The organism is Streptomyces sp. NPDC002690, assembly GCF_053592415.1.
Genome location: NZ_JBSFVR010000008.1, coordinates 1 through 19,038 on the forward strand (window position 1 = coordinate 1; position 19,038 = coordinate 19,038).

General features: G+C 68.9%; 16 protein-coding genes and 1 rRNA gene. 10 read left to right on the forward strand and 7 right to left on the reverse strand.

The window, feature by feature from the left end; translation table 11 throughout:
• Positions 1 to 148: 148 nt before the first annotated feature.
• Positions 149 to 265 (forward strand): 5S ribosomal RNA (gene rrf, locus ACWD3D_RS02175).
• A 154-nt stretch (positions 266 to 419) separates the two neighbouring features.
• Positions 420 to 977 (forward strand): GNAT family N-acetyltransferase, encoded by a 558-nt coding sequence (locus tag ACWD3D_RS02180; protein ID WP_451459007.1) that lies wholly within the window; start codon positions 420 to 422, stop codon positions 975 to 977.
• 28 nt (positions 978 to 1,005) lie between these two features.
• On the opposite strand, the gene ACWD3D_RS02185 is transcribed toward ACWD3D_RS02180, so the two are convergent.
• The 7 genes from ACWD3D_RS02185 to ACWD3D_RS02215 form a co-directional block, all read right to left on the reverse strand.
• Positions 1,006 to 2,589: a type IV secretory system conjugative DNA transfer family protein gene (locus ACWD3D_RS02185; protein WP_451459008.1), complete on the reverse strand. Its 1,584-nt coding sequence runs from the start codon at positions 2,587 to 2,589 to the stop codon at positions 1,006 to 1,008.
• A gap of 1 nt (position 2,590) precedes the next feature.
• On the reverse strand, positions 2,591 to 4,006 hold the full coding sequence (locus tag ACWD3D_RS02190; RefSeq protein ID WP_451459009.1) for an ATP-binding protein: 1,416 nt from the start codon (positions 4,004 to 4,006) through the stop codon (positions 2,591 to 2,593).
• A gap of 132 nt (positions 4,007 to 4,138) precedes the next feature.
• The gene (locus tag ACWD3D_RS02195; RefSeq protein ID WP_451459010.1) at positions 4,139 to 5,689 is read right to left on the reverse strand and encodes an SCO6880 family protein; all 1,551 of its coding nucleotides are present in this window, start codon (positions 5,687 to 5,689) and stop codon (positions 4,139 to 4,141) included.
• Entirely contained in the window at positions 5,686 to 7,017 is a 1,332-nt protein-coding gene (locus ACWD3D_RS02200) for a hypothetical protein (protein ID WP_451459011.1), read from the reverse strand. Before ACWD3D_RS02200 ends, ACWD3D_RS02195 begins: the two co-directional genes overlap by 4 nt.
• Positions 7,007 to 7,894 carry a hypothetical protein gene (locus ACWD3D_RS02205; protein WP_451459012.1) on the reverse strand — a complete coding sequence of 296 codons (888 nt, stop codon included), beginning with the start codon at positions 7,892 to 7,894 and terminating at the stop codon, positions 7,007 to 7,009. The genes ACWD3D_RS02200 and ACWD3D_RS02205 overlap by 11 nt, the downstream gene beginning before the upstream one ends.
• A 177-nt stretch (positions 7,895 to 8,071) precedes the next feature.
• Positions 8,072 to 8,380: a hypothetical protein gene (locus ACWD3D_RS02210; protein WP_266706183.1), complete on the reverse strand. Its 309-nt coding sequence runs from the start codon at positions 8,378 to 8,380 to the stop codon at positions 8,072 to 8,074.
• Positions 8,381 to 8,729: 349 nt separating this feature from the next.
• Complete coding sequence (locus ACWD3D_RS02215; RefSeq protein ID WP_451459013.1) at positions 8,730 to 9,584, reverse strand: helix-turn-helix domain-containing protein; 855 nt, start codon at positions 9,582 to 9,584, stop codon at positions 8,730 to 8,732.
• A gap of 192 nt (positions 9,585 to 9,776) precedes the next feature.
• Between ACWD3D_RS02215 and ACWD3D_RS02220 the strand changes: the two genes are divergently transcribed.
• The 8 genes from ACWD3D_RS02220 to ACWD3D_RS02255 all read left to right on the forward strand — a co-directional run bounded on the left by ACWD3D_RS02220 (position 9,777) and on the right by ACWD3D_RS02255 (position 18,847).
• Positions 9,777 to 10,244 (forward strand): ATP-binding protein, encoded by a 468-nt coding sequence (locus ACWD3D_RS02220; RefSeq protein ID WP_451459014.1) that lies wholly within the window; start codon positions 9,777 to 9,779, stop codon positions 10,242 to 10,244.
• A 211-nt stretch (positions 10,245 to 10,455) separates the two neighbouring features.
• Complete coding sequence (locus ACWD3D_RS02225; protein ID WP_451459015.1) at positions 10,456 to 11,004, forward strand: hypothetical protein; 549 nt, start codon at positions 10,456 to 10,458, stop codon at positions 11,002 to 11,004.
• Positions 11,001 to 12,800 carry an alpha/beta hydrolase gene (locus ACWD3D_RS02230; RefSeq protein ID WP_451459016.1) on the forward strand — a complete coding sequence of 600 codons (1,800 nt, stop codon included), beginning with the start codon at positions 11,001 to 11,003 and terminating at the stop codon, positions 12,798 to 12,800. The genes ACWD3D_RS02225 and ACWD3D_RS02230 overlap by 4 nt, the downstream gene beginning before the upstream one ends.
• Positions 12,800 to 13,393: a hypothetical protein gene (locus ACWD3D_RS02235; protein WP_451459053.1), complete on the forward strand. Its 594-nt coding sequence runs from the start codon at positions 12,800 to 12,802 to the stop codon at positions 13,391 to 13,393. The genes ACWD3D_RS02230 and ACWD3D_RS02235 overlap by 1 nt, the downstream gene beginning before the upstream one ends.
• A 238-nt stretch (positions 13,394 to 13,631) precedes the next feature.
• A complete protein-coding gene (locus ACWD3D_RS02240) occupies positions 13,632 to 16,025 on the forward strand; it encodes an alpha/beta hydrolase (RefSeq protein WP_451459017.1) in 2,394 nt (797 codons plus the stop codon).
• A complete protein-coding gene (locus tag ACWD3D_RS02245; protein ID WP_451459018.1) occupies positions 16,022 to 16,633 on the forward strand; it encodes a hypothetical protein in 612 nt (203 codons plus the stop codon). Before ACWD3D_RS02240 ends, ACWD3D_RS02245 begins: the two co-directional genes overlap by 4 nt.
• Positions 16,634 to 16,750: 117 nt before the next feature.
• Positions 16,751 to 17,740: a C40 family peptidase gene (locus ACWD3D_RS02250; RefSeq protein WP_387369235.1), complete on the forward strand. Its 990-nt coding sequence runs from the start codon at positions 16,751 to 16,753 to the stop codon at positions 17,738 to 17,740.
• A gap of 381 nt (positions 17,741 to 18,121) precedes the next feature.
• The gene (locus ACWD3D_RS02255) at positions 18,122 to 18,847 is read left to right on the forward strand and encodes a phosphatase PAP2 family protein (protein WP_451459019.1); all 726 of its coding nucleotides are present in this window, start codon (positions 18,122 to 18,124) and stop codon (positions 18,845 to 18,847) included.
• Positions 18,848 to 19,038 lie beyond the last annotated feature (191 nt).

Genomic DNA, 19,038 nt, shown 5'->3' on the forward strand with positions numbered 1-19,038 from the left:
TTGATAGGCCAGATGTGGAAGCCCGGTAACGGGTGGAGCTGACTGGTACTAATAGGCCGAGGGCTTGTCCTCAGTTGCTCGCGTCCACTGTGTTGGTTCTGAAATAACAACCGCCGTGTTTTCATCCGGTTGGTTAATTTCATAGTGTTTCGGTGGTCATTGCGTTAGGGAAACGCCCGGTTACATTCCGAACCCGGAAGCTAAGCCTTTCAGCGCCGATGGTACTGCAGGGGGGACCCTGTGGGAGAGTAGGACGCCGCCGAACAATTTTTCCGGGAGACCCCCGTGCCTTTGGGCACGGGGGTTTTCTGCGTTTACGGACAATTGCGTGAAGTTCGCCGTCCCGGTTCTTGGGATTCCTGCGACACCATGCCGGAATCCGATTGACCGGTCTGCCGGCACGCGGGCAGCATGACCGAATGAATACCGATCATGTGATGCGGCGTGTGCGCACCGAGGAGTGGCCGTCGGTCAAGGAACTGCGGCTGCTGGCCCTCCAGGACCCGGCGGCACCGGTGGCGTTCCTGGAGACTTACGAGAGCGCTGCCGGGCAGCCCGACTCGTTCTGGCAGCAGCGGACCGCCGGCGGGGCCGAGGGCAGTGACGTGGCCCAGTTCGTCGCAGAGGCGGCCGACGGGCGCTGGATGGGTTCGGTCACGGTTCTCGTCGAGCGTCCCGATCGGGAGGACGTCTTCGGGGGAAAGGCGGAGGCCACTCAGGGGCACCTGGTCGGGGTCTTCGTGCGTCCGGAGGTCCGGGGTTCCGGGCTGACCGACGCGCTCTTCCGGGCCGCCGAGGAATGGGCGTTCGGGCTCGACGATCCGTACCTCGTACGCCTGCGGCTCTTCGTCCACGAGAACAACCCGCGTGCCGCCGCGTTCTACCGGCGGTACGGATTCGTACCCACCGGCAACACCGTGCCGGTACCGGGGGTTCCGGGTGAGGACGAGCTGGAGTACGTACGCGAGCGCGGCTGAGCGGGAGTGCCCGAGGTGGGGCTGCGGGCTACACGGCCGGCGGCGTCAGCGGGGTACGCCAGCGGGCACGGGCCTGTTCGGGGGAGCGGAGCAGTGCCAGCGTGTGAATGCCCTGGCGCTCGCCGGTCGCCAGCAGCTCGGGCAGGCAGGGCAGCGGGGCGACGGCGGCGATGTCGTCGAGGACCAGCGTGATTGGTGGGTCGAGCCGACCGTCGGTTGACCGTGCGGCCATGCGGCGGCCGTGCTCGACCACGTGCGAGGCGAGCGCGGTGAGCAGAGGCATCGCGCCCGGCTGGTGGCGAGGATCCTCGACGGACTCGCCGACCACATACAGGGTTCCCCCTTCGAGGGCGAAGGAACCCAACGCGGCCGTATCGGATCGATGAGGTGTGCAGGCCTCGCGGACATGGACCGTGGCCAGTGCGCTCAGCGCCCGTGCCGTCAGTTCCTGGGCTGCCCGGCGACGTTCGGGGTGGGCCGTGAGGGCGGACTCCAGCAGGCCGGCGATCCCGGAGGCCGCCTTCGGGTGGGTGCGGAGGAGCCGTACTCCCTCCTGGGCGCCGCCCCCCATCGCCCAGCGGTGGACCTGGCGGAACGGGCGGCCGTCGACGGCCGCGGCGTGCAGCCAGCACTGGAGCAGGGTCTGCGCGGTGTCGGCGGTGGCCTCGTCGATGCGGGCCTGTGGACGTACCGGCGCGAGGAGGGCGGCGGCCCGGGAGGCCGCCACCTCGGGCTGTTCGCAGCCGGCGGTCGGCGACCAGTGGAGCCGGGCCGGGGTGTCGCAGAGGTGCCCCGGGTCGTGGACGAGGACGGGCCCGAGCTTGGCACGGGCGTCCTTCGTCTCCGCCCAGACCGTGGGGTCCGAGGTGACCACCAGGACGGGGCCGGGGGCGTCCAGCACGGCCTGGACGGCGGTGGGCCGTCGCTCGGCGGCGGTCGCGTAGAGGAGAACGGGCGTACCAGGGGGCCTGGGGGCGGGTACGAGCGGCTCGGATTCCTCCGCGGCCGGAAGTGGGCCCGGAGTCGGCACGAGACCCGGTTCGAATCCCGGTACGGGAGCGGCGGCCGGGGGGTTCGGCGGGGGTTTCCGGAAGGGCACCGCGGCCATGGGCGGGGCTGCCGGGTGTTCCTGGCGGGGGTCCCCGTCCTCCTGGCGCGGCTGCCGTACCTGGCGTTCCTGCTGGGCCTGGCGCTCTTGGCGCTCTTGGCGTTCCTCGCGGGCGCGACGGCGTACCGCGCGGCCTCGCGTGACAGCGCCGAGGACGAACACACCGAGGACCACCAGTACCAGCAGTTCGCTGATGAGCAGGCCCCAGAAGAGGCCGTAGCCGGAGAGTTCGCCGGGCGGGGTGCTCGGCCAAGCGCCGGCGAGGTCCTTGGGCGAGCCCGCGAGCAGGCGCAGGGCCGAGGGGGTCCGTGACAGGGACACACCGTCGGGCCATGCCCCATGGGCGAACAGGCCGGCGAGTCCGGTGGCCGTCCACATCAGGACCGTCACCCCGAGGAGGAAGGCGAGTCCGCCGATCAGCAGTCCGTCCGGGACGCCGCCGCCCCTTTCCTCGCGGCGGGCCGGAGGGTGCCCGGGGTCGGAGCCCGTCGAGGTGCGCGTCACCTCAGGCCACCGTGGACTCGGACGACTCGTCGAGCCTCTGTTGGCGCTCGATGCGGGCCGCCCGCTGTTCCGTCTCCCGCTCCGCTTCGCGCGCGTACTCGGGAAGCAGGTCGTCCAGGTCGTCCGCCGGGTTCGCGGACGACTCCGTCATCGCGCGGTCGGTGAAGACGAGAGGGCGCTCGGCCTCCGTGATCAGGTGCTTCACGACCTGGACGTTGCCGTTGACGTCCCACACCGCGATGCCAGGCGTCAGGGTGGGGATGATCTCGACCGCCCAGCGCGGCAACCCGATGACCCGGCCCGTCGCCCGGGCCTCGTCGGCTTTCTGGGCGTAGATCGTCCGGGTGGAGGCCATCTTGAGGATCGCTGCGGCCTCGCGCGCCGCGGCGCCGTCCACGACGTCGCTGAGGTGGTGCACGACGGCGACGAACGAGAGCCCGAGCCGGCGGCCGAACTTCAGCAGCCGCTGGAAGAGCTGGGCGACGAACGGGGAGTTGATGATGTGCCAGGCCTCCTCGACCAGGAAGATGCGTTTCTTCCGGTCCGGCCTGATCCAGGTGTGCTCCAGCCAGACGCCGACGATCGCCATCAGGATCGGCATGGCGATCGAGTTGCGGTCGATGTGCGAGAGGTCGAAGACGATCAGCGGCGAGTCCAGGTCGATGCCGTCGGTCGTCGGGCCGTCGAACATGCCGCGCAGGTCACCGTCGACCAGGCGGTCCAGCACCAGGGCGACGTCGAGACCCCAGGCCCGTACGTCGTCTATGTCGACGTTCATCGCCTCGGCGGACTCGGGCTCCGGGTGACGCAACTGCTCGACGATGTCCATCAGGACAGGCTGGCGTTGCGTGATCGTCAGATTGACGTACGCGTGGGCGACCTTCAGCGCGAAGCCGGAACGCTCGTCGAGGCCGTGGCCCATGGCCACCTCGATGATCGTTCGGAGCAGGGCGAGCTGGCCGGTCGTCGTGATCGCGGGGTCGAGCGGGTTGAGCCGGATACCGCCGTTCAGGGCGGCGGTGGGGTCGAGCCGGATGGGGGTGATCCCCAGCTCCTCGGCGATGAGGTTCCACTCGCCGTGCCCGTCCTCGCCCTGGGCGTCGAGCACCACGACCTGGCGGTCGCGGAAGCGGAGCTGGCGGAGCACGTACGTCTTCTCCAGCGCGGACTTGCCGTTGCCGGACTCGCCGAGCACCAGCCAGTGCGGTGCGGGCAGCTGCTGCCCGTACAGCTGGAACGGGTCGTAGATGTAGCCCTTGCCGGAGTACACCTCGCGCCCGATGATCACCCCGGAGTCGCCGAGACCGGGCGCGGCGGTGGGAAGGTAGACGGCCTGTGCCTGGCCCGTGGAGGTACGCACGGGCAGGCGGGTCGTCTCCACCTTGCCGAAGAGGAACGCGGTGAAGGCTTCCGACAATGCGGACAGTGGGTCTCGCACGAGTGGCTGCCCTCTCTCTCGACTGCTTCCGGTCGCCCGGAGGTGGGGGTGGTGCTGTGGTGCGGGGTGCTGCCCGGAGGTGGCCGGGCAGCAGGGCGGGGACCGCGCGCGTCAGCGGCGGATGCCGGTCGCGAACGGCAGGGTGTTCACGAAGGCGCGGTGGTGTTCGCGGTCGCACCACTCCAGCTTCAGGTACGACTTGCCGGCCGACGCCCGGATCGTCCGCTTGTCGCGGGCGAGCGCCTCGGGGGAACGCGAGGAGACGGTGATGTACCCCACCAGGTTCACCCCCGCCGCACCGCTCGCGAGATCCTCGCCGCGCTGGTCGAGACGGCCGTGGGCGGCGATGTCGCGGGGGTCGACGGTGCGGTTCATCTTGGCCTGGCGGCTGGCCTCGGCGTCGTCGTTGGTCTTCTCGGTCAGCATCCGCTCGATGGCGACCTCGGTGGGTTCGAGATCCATCGTGACGGCGACCGTACGGATGACGTCGGGGGTGTGGACGAGCAGCGGGGCCAGGAAGTTGACGCCCACCGGCGTCATCGGCCACTCCTTCACCCAGGCCGTGGCGTGGCACCAGGGGGCGCGGGTGGTCGACTCCCGGGTCTTGGCCTGGAGGTACGTCGGCTCCATCGCGTCCAGCTCGGCCGGCCAGGCATTCCGCTTGGTCATCGCCTGGATGTGGTCGATCGGGTGGTCGGGGTCGTACATCGAGTGCACCAGCGAGGCGAGCCGGCTCTGCCCGAGCGGCTGACGCACCCGGATGTCGGCCTCGGCGAGGCGGGCGCAGATGTCGGTGAGTTCGCGGGCCATCACGACGGCGAGACCGGCGTCGCGGTCCAGCTTGCGGCCACCCTGCGGGCGCGCCGCGCGGGCCATCGCGGCGGCTTCGGCACTGAGTTCGCGGCTGTGGTGCATGCAGGCGACGAGGTACGCGCGGTGCTGCTCGCTGGACGTCGAGACCATGGACTGCAGCTGGTCGTACGAGTCCTGGAGCCAGCGCGGCGCGTGGTTGTCGCCCCGCTGGGCGACGTCCTTCGCGTGCGCGTCGGGGTCGGCGGGGAGGGTACGGGCCAGCATCTGGATGCGGGTGACGAAGCCGTCGCCGTTGGCCACGTGCTTGAGCAGGGTGCCGAACCGGTCGACCAGCGCCTCCTGGTCCTCGCTGTCGCGCAGCCCGACGCCGGGGCCCTCGATCTCGATCGCGGCGGTCACCGTGCGGCGGTCGGCGTGCAGCAGCACCGCCATCTCGTCCGGCCCGAACGGGGCGGAGAGCCAGCTGATCCGCCCGATCCCGGGCGGCGGGCCGACCTCGACCTCGCGACCGTCACCCCGCACCCCGGCCTCCATCGCGGAGGAGCGGTAGGCGGTGCCGCGGCGCAGGGAGCGCTTGTAGCTGCGGTTGATCTCGAACCACTTGTAGAAGGTCCGGTGCTTGTACGGGACGTACACGACGGCCAGGGCCAGCATCGGGAACCCGGTGAGCAGCGCGATGCGCAGGGAGAGGACCGGTACGACGAGTCCGCTCATCATCCCGAGGAACGCGCCGACGATGATGAGGGCGATCTCGCCGGTCTCGCGGTTCTTGCCGACGATCGCGTTCGGCCGGGCCCGGCCGATGAGATACGTGCGGCGGGGCGTGATCGGGTGGGACTGGATCGTCACCGCCCTCCACCTCCTGTGCTCGGATTACCTGTGCTGCCGGAACCGCCCCGCGGGGAGCGGCTGCTGTGGGGGGTCCCGGAGGTGGGACCCGAACCGCTGCGGGGTGCGGGCGCGGCTCCTCCGCCGCCCCCGCCCCGGGACCCGTGCGCCGCGACACCGCCGCCGATGGGGTTGGCCGGGCGTCCGCCGCCGCCCCCGCCGCCTCCGCCGTTCTGGTCGTTGCGCCCGCTGTGCGTCTTGATGCCCTGGGAGACGAGAGCGGCGGGCGAACTGACCAGGGCGGCGGCCTGGGAGCCGTCGGTGGCCTGCTTGCGGTTGGTGCGCGCACCCTGGATCTCGTCGCCGAACCCGGGGACGAAGCGGTAGATCATCGCCGACGCGAAGATCGCGAGCAGGATGATCGAAAGCCCCGAGACGACGGCGGAGAGCGCGTCCGGGCCGTCGTCGGAGGAGAGTGCTCCCGCGAGGCCGAGGACGATCACGATCACCGGCTTGACCATGATCACCGCGATCATGATGCCCGCCCAGCGGCGTACGTGGCCCCACATGTTCTTGTCGACGAGCCCCGCGTACACCACCACGCCCAACAGCGCGCCGACGTAGAGCAGCGCCGCCCGGATGACCAGTTCCAGCCAGAGAATGCCCGCGGCGAGAAGGGACACCAGCGAGACGACGATCAGCATGATCGGCCCGCCGCCCATGCCGTCGCCCTTTTCGAGCGCCTCGGCGAACGAGCCGAAGAACACGTCGGACTGACCGCCGGTGGCGGACGAAATGACCTCGGTGACCCCGTCGGTGGCGGAGACGACGACGTAAAGGATGAGCGGAGTGAACGCGGAAGCCAGCACCGTGAGCCAGAGATACCCGACGGCCTCGGAGATCGCGGTGGTGAACGGGACTCCCCGGATCGCCCTCTTCGCCACGGCGAACAGCCAGAGGACCAGGGTCAGGATCGTGGAGGCGGCGAAGACGATCGCGTACTGCTTGCGGAAGGACTCGTTGGTGAAGTCGACGCTGGCGGTACCCTCGACGGCCTTGCTGAGCTGGCCGATGAGGTACGACGCGGCGTCGGCACAGCCGTGGGCCAGGGAGGTGAGGGGGTCCAGGGGGTCGTCGGTGGTGTCGGGGGGTGTGGTGCGGGTGCCGGCGTCGCCTTCGCAGTAGTCCTTGGCCGGGCCTCGGATCAGATCGCACGCATTGTTGCTGGCAGAAGGAGAAGGGCTAGGCGACGGCGCTGCACCAGCATGGGCGGCAAAGGCGAATACGCCGACCTGGACGGATCCAACGACAGTCGCCGCCGAGATCCGGCGGTACCTTCTATCGCGCATAGGTGAACCCTCCGAATTGCTTCACCGCATCTGCCATTTGATCAGCCGGTGAAGCCGCCTGGTCGCGTCCTACGGGTACAGGTCCGTCCTTTTGCGTGAAGTCGGTGACCTTCCAGTCGCCGTTGACCCACTCCAGTTCGTACGTGGTGGTGTACCAGCCTTCGGATACAGGGTTTTTGGAACCCTCTCCCGCAAGGCCGAATAGAGCCGAATACCAGACGGCGACGGTTGCTTGGTCTCCGCTGTACTTCGCGATCTTGGCTCCCACCGGATTGGATCGAGAGATGAAGGTCAAGGCGTCCGGGGGGGTGCCGTCGGGATTGAGTCCGATGCTGGAAAGGAATGCTGCGCCGGAGTAGGCCTCGTCGATGCGGGCCTGACGGGACGCAGCGACATCCGGGGCGTAGACGGCCTCAGTGATCTTGTGGCGACCGTCACTGGTGAACATTTGATCGGATCCGAGCACGACCGTGTAGTTCGCCGCCGCGCTCTGGGCCCCCTGCTCGTCATGGGCGAACCCCGAAGCGATGCCGCCGTTCGTACCCGTGACGGGGTCGGTGCCGGTGGGGGTGGTCGGGGCGGTGCCTCCGGCGGTGTTCGCGCGGCTGCTGCCGGGGACGGCCGGGTCCACGTTGTCACCCTTGTCGTTGCCGCCGAGGTTCGCGAACGCGATGGCGGCGACGAGTAGCACGACTACGCCGACTGCCATGACCAGCGAGCGGGTGTTGCGGGCGGGCCGGCGGCCGTGGGGCGTGCCGGGGTTGCCCTCGGGGAGGCGGGTGCGCGTCTGGCGGGTTCCGCCCAGCGTGCTGTACGCGTCGTCGCCCCGGCCGCCGGAATCCCTGCTTCCGTAGCCCTGCTCATCGTCGTAGCTCATGCCGCGTACGTCCCCTCAGCCGTGTGCGGTCCTCCGTCGTACGACGGTAGCTCTGCTGGGCGCCGCGCGGGTGCGGTGTGGTGACTCGACATGGGATGACTCGACCTCAGCCGGTGACGCGACGGGCGGATGATGGGGAGACGGGATGCGGCAGCGGGAGATTTCGCTGATCGCGCGTCAGACAGCCATGCCGTACACGATGGTGAACAGGGTGCCGAGGGATCCGATGATGAAGACGCCGGTCAGCCCGGCGACGATCAGCCCCTTGCCCTGTTCGGCGCTGAAGGTGTCGCGCAGGGCTGTCGCGCCGATGCGCTGCTTGGCCGCGCCCCAGATCGCGATACCGAGACAGAGCAGGATGGCTACCGCCATCACTACCTCGACCATGATGCGTGCTTCGTTGCCCAGCGTCCCGAACGGGCCCCAGTTCGGGGCGATTCCGCCGATGATGGTGGTGATGTCGCCCTTCTCAGCTGCCAGGATCATGTAAGTCACCGCCCCTGCTGTGTAGTTCGACGCCCGCGCCGTCCGGTGCGGGTCGTGTCTGCTTATCTTCGCTGATGAAACCCCGCCAGCACGACGCCTTCCCGGGTCTCTTTACCCGGATCTCGCACAAATGACCGGGGTGGCCGTCCTGAGCTGCGGTGTGGCCAGGGCGGCTGGACCACTGGCTGGTTACTCTGTGTATCACGCTCCGTGACGAGGAGCAATGACGAAGGTCATGGTTTCCGTCGCGATCGGAGCGTTCGTCGGGGCGCCCGTGTTCGCATGCGCTGTTCGAGAGCCGGGTGTGCGCCGTCGGCGCACACCCGACGTTCCGTCAAGCCGCCCGCGCCTATGGGCCCGTCGTTGCGAGGGCGTGCAGGAGGTCGCGCGTCGCCCGCACGTCAAGGGCGAACGTTTCGAGCCGGTCCAGCAACTGACGGTACGTCCGGAGCAGCGGCTCGGCGTCCAGCTGGGCCAGGCCGTGTGCCTGCTCCAGGTGCACGGTGTCCAGTTGTGCGACCGAACCCTGTACGTACGTGATCGGCTGCCCGGCCCCTGGGTGCCCCTCGGACGCGAAGGGGATGACACGGAGGGAGACGGTCTCCCGTTCGCTCATCGCCAAGAGGTGACGCAGCTGCGCGCCGGCGACCCGGGGGCCGCCCAGCCCCATACGCAGGGCGGCTTCGTGGACGATCACCCGGTACGGGGCCGCCTCGGTGCGGAAGACGACCTCCTGCCGTCTGATGCGGAAGGAGAGCCGCCGTTCGGCCTCGGGCGGCGACAGTTCGGGTACGCCCCGGGTGAGGACCTCGCGGGCGTGGTCCACGGTCTGGAGGAGGTCCGGGACGGTGCAGACGGTGGCTGCACGGAGGGCGGTGCCGTGGTGTTCGAGCTCGGCCAGGTCCAGCAGGTTGCCCGGAAGGTCGCCCCGGTACTCCTCCCACCAGCCGCCGCGGCGTTCGCCGGTCATCGCCGCCAGCGCCTCCACGAGTCCACGGTCGGTGCACGCGTAGTGGCGGGAGAGGGCGCGTACCCGGTCGGCGCTCACGCCGTACCGTCCCGCCTCGATGTTGCTGATGCGCGCCTGGTTGCCGCCGAGCAGGACCGCCGCCTCCGTGGCGGTGATCCCGGCGCGCTCGCGCAGTTTGCGCAGCTCCGCGCCCAGTCGTCGCCGACGCGCCGTCGGGGTCGAGTTGGTCGCCATCGGCCTCCCTTCGCCCAGTCACTCGTACGGGTGTCTTGGGGCATGCATTACCCCAACTGCGGGGAATGTATTACATGGCACCTTTACCGTGATCGTGGGACAAGGTGCCCGCGACGAGCCCGCCGGCCGGCCGGTTCGGACGCCGGGTGCCGTGCGGGGCCCGCCAACCACACCATCCGAACGGGGACTTCCATGCATGCACCCACCGTATCGCCGCCGTGGGCGTACACCCTTCAACTGCCGCATGACCCGCGCTCGCCAGGCGTGGCCCGCTCGGTCCTGCGGGTCGTGCTGCGCGCACACGGCATGACCGCACTGGGCGACACCGCAGAACTGCTGGTGAGTGAGCTGACCACCAACGCGTACCAGCACTCCTGGGGGGCGTACTCGCTCCGGATGTGTGGCGCGGGGCATCGACGCATCCGGCTCAGTGTCTGGGACAGCAATCCGGAGATCCCGCCCCCTTTCCGGGGAGCCGGGGACGGCGGGAGCAGCGGGGTGTGCGTACCGGCCCAGCAGACGACGCTCACGGAACGCGGACGGGGACTGACTCTCGTACAGATGTGTGCGGAGAGCTGGGGTGGTCGTGTCCTGCCCGCGGGCCCGGCCGGTGAGGGCGGCAAGCTGCTGTGGGTGGTGTGCGGGGAGAAGCCCGAGTGAACGTGCCCGCTGGCACCACTCGGGCGGTACGGGTCGATGGGCTGCCCATCGTTCGGGTGAAACCGTAGTCCGGCGTACCCCTGGACACCCCTGAAATTCCGGGGCCGTTCCACGTAGATCCTTGGGAGGGCGGCGCGCCGCCCTCCCCGGATCAGGCACAGTTCTGCCGCTCCACGATCGAGGATCGAGGATCAAAGAACGGGGTGGTGGTATGTCCGTGGTCGGACAGCCGCAAGCGTGGCGGACGCCGGGTGATCCGGCGGAGAAGCAGGTGGTCCACGGCCGCGACGTCGGCGGGCCGGGGGAGGGGCCGGGGCACGGGCCGAGCGACGACGTGGGGAAGGGGGTGGTGTCCGGTCCGGTCTCCGGCTACGACCGGCTGCGGCACCATGCCGAGCCGTGGACCAGGGCAGCGGGCGGCGCCGAGGAGTTGCACACACATCTCGGCACGGCGAGGCAGGAACTGGAGAAGTCGCACGAGGGCTTGCTGACGAGCGAGGGCTCCGGTGACTTCGCGGTTCTGAGTGAGCTCGCGGTGGTCCGTGAGTCGTGGGTGCGTCGCATGTCGACGGCACAGGGCGAGTGCGGAAACCTCGCCGGCAAACTGCGGGCGGTCGCCAGAGACCAGCGGGCGACGGACGAATCGGTACGTGACGGGTTCGGCCCGCTGGTGGATCTTCCTGCACAGCCGACTCCGCCGCTGCGGGCTCTGCCCCGGCCGCAGTCCTCGCTGTATCTGCTCGGCGGGAGCGACGGGTGAGGGGCACGCTGACCTGGTCCGCTTTGCTCGCGGTGCCGTGCGGGGAGTTGGACTGCGCCGCAGATGGCTGGGGTCGTCTCAGCCACCGGGCCGACGCGGCACGGGACCGGATCGACCAGCAGATTCTCACCGGCCTCCGCGAGACTCAGGAAGGCGAGGCGGTGGACGCCGCCCTCGACCGTCTGCGTCGGCTGGCCCGGAACTTCCAGTACGCCTACACGGAAACCGGACTCGTACGTACGGCACTCAACAGCCTGGCCCACGAGGTACGCACGCATCAGAAATCGGTCCGAGAGGCGCTGGCGGAGGCAGAGAGCCTGAAGTTCACCGTGCACGCCAACGGATCCGTGTCGTACCCCGCGAGAGAGGGGTTGATCGCCGACAAGCCTCTGCCGGGCGGGACGACTGCTGCCGGCGGCGGATTCCCCGATCTGATGGCACCCTCGGGCACCCTGACCGCTCCCAATCCTCACGCGGCGGCTGCCCAGGACATCGCGGACCGGATCGCCAGGGCGGTGGCCTTGGCCGCTGACGCGGACGTGCGGTACGCGAGCATTCTCCGCGAGTTGAAGGCCGAGGACAGCCTGGATGTCCCGGATTCCACGTGGACCGATGCGGCGGCCGACATGGCATCCGTGCGCGAAGCGGCCCGGGCCTATCTGAACGACCACATTCCGTATCAGGCATCGGCCGCCGAGCGTATGGAGTGGTGGGCCGGTCTTTCGCAGGAACTGCGCGACGAGTACCTCGCGACCTATCCGGACATCATCGGGAACCTCGACGGCATCCCTGCTCTGGTACGCGACGCCGCCAACCGGGACAGCCTCCAGTTGCTGATCGGCAAGTTGGCGGCAATGGACGGTGGCGAGGCTGCGGAGAAGCTGGAAGCGTTACGGCTGATCGATCAGCAGCTTCAGGCGCCGCTCAAGCCTGGAGACCCGCCCATGTACCTGCTCGGGATCGGCGATGAGGGGAACGGGCGCGCGATTGTGGCCTACGGAAACCCGGATACTTCGAAGAATGTTGCGGCTTACGTGCCGGGGCTGAATACGTCTTTGGACATTAGATTTGCGAAAGATGATTTGAGGAGGGCTCGAGATACGGTCAAAGGGATGCGGCGCTGGGATTCTGGGGCCGCGTCAATCGCATGGCTTGGGTATGACGCACCTCAACTTCTGGATTCTTGGTCGAGTCTCGCGGTTACAGGATCTGGGCGTGCCGAAAAGGGGGGCTTGGTTTTCAATAAATTTATGGACGGTATTGCTGTCACGAACGTGAATGAAGACCCCCACCTCACGGCAATCGGGCATTCATACGGCTCGCGCACTGTGGGAGCTGCAGCCCAACAAGATGGCGGGATCCCAGGTGTGGATGACATCATTCTTGTAGGTAGCCCCGGTGTTGGTGCTGAACATGCAGATGACTTGAATGTCGACAAAAGTCACGTCTTCGTAGGTGCCGCTGAAAATGATCCAGTGACGAAGCTGCCCACCAAAACGCAGATTGTCGCTAGCGCGGCGGGTTTCTATTTCGGCGGTGTGTACGGAGCTGTAGTCGCTGGGGATTTTGCAGATCCAGGGGATGATGATCTGTGGTTCGGCAAGGATCCTGCGAGTGAGGAGTTCGGTGCGCACCGATTTCCTGTTGCTGCTGGCCAGCCGCTGATTGGTTTAGGTGGGGTGGCGCCAGCGCATTCAAACTATTTCGACCCTGCAATGGACCGTGCCTCTGCGAACAATATTGCGCTAATTTCTGTCGGACGGGCGCGTGAGGTTAAAAACGAGGAGTACAGGTGATGCAAGGTGTGTGGCGCAAGGCGGTGCTGTCGCTCGCGCTAATTCTTCTGGTGGGGTGTGGGGCGCCCTTGCCATCCTCGCGTAGTGGAGATGATTCTGAAATGAACATGGAAGAGGCCGCTGGGCGGGCGGATGGGATGTTGGATGATGTTTTGAAGGCTATTAGCCCAGAAGTCCATTGGGCTCACGACGCCACTACTGTCGGTAGCTGCAGTTTGACGCGTCGTCGAACCCTGATGACAATCATCTCGGCGCAGCGCAGGGGTAACTTTCTCGGCGTTGTTGAGCGCTTCTGGAAGAATAATGGATATCGAATTATGTCCACAAATAATAGTGTTGATTTTCCGGCCATCTTCGCGGTATCCGAAGATGGCTTTAAAGTTGCGCTGATCGTTGGCGGGGAGGGGCAGGTCTTCTTCGAGGCGGACACTCCTTGCGTGCAGGAATCCGAGGTTGCCGACCCCACCAGCCAGCCCAACACCCCCAGCTACGAGGGGATGGAGAACATCCCGCGTCCCAACATCCACTCCGACTTCTGGTCGGCCACGGGCGTTGCTGGTGCCACGCTCCCGCCGGGGGCGTCGGCCTCGTGAGGGATTGCCCGCACGGGGCCCCGTGCGGACGTCTGCGCTTCAACTGGCTTTCGCGCAGGCATGTTTGAGTCCTGGTTTGGGTCCTGGGGCCCATGCCGGTGGTGGGGTGAGTGTGGTCCTCTACGTGCGGTGGCTGGCCTGCCACCGCGCCCACTGACGAGCCGGGGGTCCCCACGTGTCTGGCATACGAGAGCTTGCGGTGTCCGGGGGTGATGCAACGAGCCTCAGCCCGACAGCGATGGGCGGGAGGAGTGCGCCAAGGGCGTTACAGGCGGCCCTTGTTCTTGTGCGCTTGGTGTTCGTGAGCACGGTCGTGGGTGTGACCAACGTTCTCGCGTTGGCGTCCTCGGTCGATGCGGTGGACGGACAGCTGCTGGGGATGCTGCTGTACGCGGCTCTGCCGGGGACCGTTGGCTTCGTGCTGTCGTTCTACGCGCGTATCCATGGGCGCGGAGTGTGGTTCGGGCTGTTGGCCGCGCATGTCTGGCTGGTGCTCGGGTCGTTGGCGACGTGGGACACCGAGGGTGCCGGGATGTCCGGGCTTCCCCAACTGGTGATGCCCGTGGGTGTGGTGGTGCTGCTGTTACGGCCTGCGGCGCGGGGATGGTTCCGCGTGCCTCGGGCGGAACGGCGTGTGGAGCCGGGCTTTGGCGTGGTCCGGTGGTTCGTGGCTCGCCGGGACGGTGGGCAGAGCGCGGTGGAGTACCTCGGCCTCGTGCTGATCGTCGCTGCGCTGGTCGGGGCGATCATGGCGACGACCGTCGGGACCCAACTCACCGGGGAGATACGCAACGCCATCTGCCAGTTGACCGGAGGTGCGTGCTCTCCGCCAGGCAGCGATGTGGTGGCCGGAGGGGAGAGCCGGAACGGGCAGGAAGGCTCCGCAGGCGGCGCAGCCGGCGGCGCGCGAGGCTCCACGGAGCGCGGCGATGACGGCGCTACCGGTGGCGGCACCGGAGCCGTGTCCGGCGACGACTCGGACGGGTCCGGGAGCACCACCAGCGCGGGAACCACTGCCGGCGCCGCGGGTACCACTGCCGGCACCGCGGGTACCACAGCAGACTCCGCCGGCACCGCGGGAAACACCGCAGACTCCGGCGGCACCACCGCCCCTCAGCGCGCCCAGGCCGCCCGCCCCGAGGCCCGCCCGGGCAGCGCCCCCCGCACCGCGTCCCGCAGCGGCGGCTCCGGCGCCGGGTTCTTCGAGGGTCTGGTGGTGGACGGGCTGGGAGGCGACCTCCGGGGCGCGGCCCGGACCGTGCTGAGCCCGCGGGAGGCGGTCGCGGGCCTCGTCGACCGGCTGTCCGGGGAGGCGGGTGCGGCGGGTCGTGGGACCGAGGACGGCGCCAGGGCCGAGTGGGCCGCGGGCGACTACGTGGCGGCGGTGGGGGCGTGGGCCGACCAGTTCGGGGGCGTCGGGATCGGGGGCATGGGGTTGCCCGGCTCCGGGTCACGGGTGGCGGCGGCCGTCCGCGAGGACGAGCGGCAGTACCTGAGCGACCGGATTCCGGTGAGTGCCTCGGCGAAGGGGCGCAAGGCGTGGTGGGACGGGCTGAGCCAGGCCGAGCGCGGGCGGTATCTGGAGCTGTTCCCGGAGCGGATCGGGAACCTGGACGGGATACCGGCAGCCGTGAGGGACCAGGCGAACAGGAAGAACCTCCAGAGCCTGATCGCCGAGCTGGCGGGCAAGGACGACAAGAAGTCGAAGAAGATCCTCGAAGGGATGAGGGAGATCGACCGGCAGCTGAAGGAGGGCTCGCAGCCGCCGATGTTCCTGCTGGGGATCGGGTCCGAGGGCAACGGCCGGGCGATCGTGTCGTACGGGAACCCCGACCTGTCGCAGCACGTGTCGGCGTACGTGCCGGGGCTGAACACCTCGCTGGACAAGGAGTTCGCGGAGAACGACCTGAAGCGGGCGCGGGACACCGCGATCGGTGCGCAGGGTTACGAGCGGTCCAGCGCCTCGATCGTCTGGCTCGGGTACGACGCTCCGCAGTTGCCGGACGGCGACGGCGTGGCCGGGTACTTCGCCATCATGGGCACCGGTCGGGCGGAGAAGGGCGGGGTGGCCTACGGCGACTTCTGGGACGGCCTGACGGCGACCAACACCCACAAGGACCCGCACTTCACCGCGATCGGGCACTCCTACGGTTCCCGCACGGTGGGGGCCGCGACGCAGCGGGAGGGCGGGATTCCGGGGGTGGACGACATCATCCTGGTCGGCAGTCCGGGGGTGGGTGTGGACCAGGCGGTGGACCTCGGGGTCGGCGCCCGGCACGTCTTCGTCGGGGCCGCCGCGAACGACCCGGTGACCAAGCTGCCCTCGAAGACGCAGGCAGTCGTCGGCTCCCTGGGGCTACTGGCCCTCGGTCCTGCCGGTGCGTACATCGCGGGCGATCTCGCGGACCCGGGTGACGACGACCTCTGGTTCGGGAAGGACCCGGCGAGCAAGGCGTTCGGTGCCGTCCGCTTCCCGGTCGACCCCGGGCCGCCGGTGATCAGCGGCCACGGCGTCAGTGCCGAGGCGCACTCGCAGTACTTCGACCCGGTGCGGGACGCCATGTCGGCCGACGCCATCGCCCTGATCGTGTCGGGACATTCCAGCAATCTGAAGATTGAGGAACAGCGATGAGGCGCATGCTCCGGACGGCGGTCGCCACTCTGGCGCTCGGTCTCGTACTGGCCGGCTGCGGCGGGCAGCAGGCGGGATCGGACGGTCCGGCCACAGGCTCGACCACGAACACGAGCACGAGCACGAGCGGGAGTACGGGGAGCCCCATGGGCGCGATGGACATGCAGGGTGCCGCCGAGCGGGCTGACTCGATGCTCGACCTGACCCTGAGGGCGATCGAGCCCGCGGTCCAGTGGGCCCACGGTCCCACCACGACGGGCAGTTGCGACGTGACGCGCAGGCGCACGGTGATGACGGTCGTGGCCCCCGGGCGGCGCCAGGAGTTCCTGGACCGGGTGACGGAGTTCTGGCGCGGCAGCGAGTACCGGATCAAGGCTGTCAACAAGGACGAGGAATTCCCCGCGGTGTACGCGCAGGCGGAGGGGTTCGGCATCAGCGTGAGTGTCCGGGGCGGAGGGCAGGTGTTCTTCGAGGTGGACAGCCCGTGCGTGCGGAAGTCGGAGGTGGCCGACTCCACGTCGAAGCCGAACGGCCCCGCGTACGAGGGGGTCTACCCTCTGCCGAGGCCCGACGTAAAGTCCCCTTACTGGTCGGCGGGAGGCTCCTGAGGGGGCGTCAGTGACATCGCGGGTGAGGCGAGTGCTTCGATCGATTCGTACACACCCTCGAAACGACCCTTGAACCGCGGCTCGGTAGGGGATGGTTGAGGGGTGCGGAAATACTGGGTGTTCGTCGGCGGTGGGATCGGGCTGTGCCTCTGTTTCGTGGGGCTGCTCGTCGTCGGTACGTATTCCGCCGCCGCGGGCATCGCCGGGGCGAGCGGGTCGGTCGGGCTCGCCAAGGGGGCGGTGCCCGCGCGCTATCAGCCGTTGGTGGAGAAGTGGGGCACGCTCTGCGCCGCGATCAACCCGGCGTTGCTCGCCGCGCAGCTCTACCAGGAGAGCGGCTGGAACCCGCGGGCGCAGAGCGCGGCGGCGGCCCAGGGCATCGCGCAGTTCATCCCGGGCACCTGGGCCACGCACGGCGTCGACGGCGACGGTGACGGTGACCGGGACGTGTGGGACCCGGCCGACGCCATCCCCTCGGCCGCTTCGTACGACTGTGAGCTCGCCGGGTACGTGAAGGACGTGCCGGGCGATCCGACCGACAACATGCTCGCCTCCTACAACGCCGGTGCCTACCGGGTCATCCGGGCGGGCGGGGTTCCGGCCATCGCCGAGACGCAGAACTACGTCAAGATCATCCGGTCGCTGGAGAAGAGCTTCGCCAAGCCGGTCGGCAGGGTGGCACCGTCCCAGCAGGCGGCGGGGGCGATCTACTACGCGCAGCAGAAGCTGGGCACCCCGTACCTCTGGGGCGGCAACGGTACGGCCGAACAGAACGGACGGTTCGACTGCTCCGGGCTGACGCAGGCCGCGTACCGGAGCGTGGACATCGAGCTTCCCCGGGTCGCCAACGACCAGTACAACGCCGGGGCGCATCCGTCCCGGGACGAGCTGCTCCCCGGCGACCTGGTGTTCTTCTCCGACGATCTGAACAACTCGCGGGCCATCCACCACGTGGGGATCTACGTCGGTGGCGGGTACATGATCAACGCGCCGTACACCGGGGCGGTGATCCGTTTCGACAAGATCGACAGTCCCGACTACTTCGGTGCGACGCGGGTCACCAAGGACGGGGCGGCGGCGCTTCCCACCGCCCTCCCGCAGGCTTGAGTACCCCGAGGGGGTGGCGGAAGCGCGGGAGCGGGCGAGGGTAACGGGCGGGAACGGGCGGGAACGGCGGAGGGTGGCCGTTGCCATGGCGTGGGTAGGAACTCTCTGTGAAGCCTGGGCCCTGAGCTGCGACGATGAGTCACTCTTCGATAACGTCATGGTGATCATTCGGTGGAGGGCGGAACCGTCACTACCGGAAGGCCGTTCCCTGGAATGGGAAGGCCCGCGCACTGACCACGCGCGATCGCCCGACCACCGTCGTGTCGCAGGACGCGTCGACAGGTACGCGGTACCGGATCGCACCGAAAACGGGGGGTTCGACCACGGGCGGCGCGCATGGACGCGCGTCGCGGCAGCAGACAAGGCAAGGGGCCGCAGCAGATGGCTGGACTCGCACTCGATGGGTCGAACCCCGACGTCAGCCTGCTCTACGACATCAACGGGCTGGCCAAGTCGGCTCCCGCTTGGCTCGACAGCGTCGTCGAGTTCGTCGGCGAGTACGGGATCATGCTCGGCATGGTCCTGGTGGCCCTGTGGTGCTGGTGGAGCGTTCGCCGGCGCGGCACGGCCGAGGACTCGGTGACGGCGGTCGCCGCGCTCGTCTGGGCTCCGCTCGCCATGGGCATCGCCCTCCTCGTCAACATTCCCATCCGGGGGTTCGTGGAGCGCCCACGGCCGTTCAAGGACCACGAAGGGCTTGAGGTCCTCGTCGCGGGAAAGAACGACTTCTCCTTCGTCAGCGACCACGCCACGATGGCGATGGCGCTGGCGGTCGGGATCTTCGTGGTCGGCCGTAAGTTCGGATTCCTCGCGCTGGGCCTCGCGTTCGCCGAGGGGTTCTGCCGCGTCTGGATGGGTGTGCACTATCCGACCGACGTGATCGGCGGCCTCGCTCTGGGCACGGCCGTCACGCTCCTCCTCGCCCCGGTGGCCATGGCGTTGCTCACCCCGCTGGTGGCGGCCGTCTCCCGGTCGCCCCGGCTGGGCTTCCTCGTGCGGTCGAGGCGGGCGGGAGTCCCGGCCGGTGGCCTCGGCGGCACGCTGGAAGTGCCCGAGCCGAGATCGGGCCGCGGCGGCGGTACGGGAGACAAGGACCTCGCCGCCTGAACCCGCGCGCCGCCTGAACCCGCGCGCGCCCTGAGTATGCGTCAGCCGGTGGCGGTGCGGCGGGGGCAGCGGCCTGGCGGCCGTGCGCCGGCGACGTCGTACGCGTCACCGCCGGCGCGGATCCACCACGAGTACGGCAGGGCGTCGGTTCCCCGGTGGGGGAGCCGACGCCCTGTTCCGTAGCGGGGCCG

Coding starts and splice junctions, on each gene's coding strand:
- ACWD3D_RS02210 (WP_266706183.1), bottom strand. CDS start 8,380: ATGATCCTGGCAGCTGAGAAGGGCGACATCACCACCATCATCGGCGGA.
- ACWD3D_RS02240 (WP_451459017.1), top strand. CDS start 13,632: ATGGGCGGGAGGAGTGCGCCAAGGGCGTTACAGGCGGCCCTTGTTCTT.
- ACWD3D_RS02200 (WP_451459011.1), bottom strand. CDS start 7,017: ATGCGCGATAGAAGGTACCGCCGGATCTCGGCGGCGACTGTCGTTGGA.
- ACWD3D_RS02215 (WP_451459013.1), bottom strand. CDS start 9,584: ATGGCGACCAACTCGACCCCGACGGCGCGTCGGCGACGACTGGGCGCG.
- ACWD3D_RS02245 (WP_451459018.1), top strand. CDS start 16,022: ATGAGGCGCATGCTCCGGACGGCGGTCGCCACTCTGGCGCTCGGTCTC.
- ACWD3D_RS02205 (WP_451459012.1), bottom strand. CDS start 7,894: ATGAGCTACGACGATGAGCAGGGCTACGGAAGCAGGGATTCCGGCGGC.
- ACWD3D_RS02225 (WP_451459015.1), top strand. CDS start 10,456: ATGTCCGTGGTCGGACAGCCGCAAGCGTGGCGGACGCCGGGTGATCCG.
- ACWD3D_RS02220 (WP_451459014.1), top strand. CDS start 9,777: ATGCATGCACCCACCGTATCGCCGCCGTGGGCGTACACCCTTCAACTG.
- ACWD3D_RS02235 (WP_451459053.1), top strand. CDS start 12,800: ATGCAAGGTGTGTGGCGCAAGGCGGTGCTGTCGCTCGCGCTAATTCTT.
- ACWD3D_RS02255 (WP_451459019.1), top strand. CDS start 18,122: ATGGCTGGACTCGCACTCGATGGGTCGAACCCCGACGTCAGCCTGCTC.
- ACWD3D_RS02180 (WP_451459007.1), top strand. CDS start 420: ATGAATACCGATCATGTGATGCGGCGTGTGCGCACCGAGGAGTGGCCG.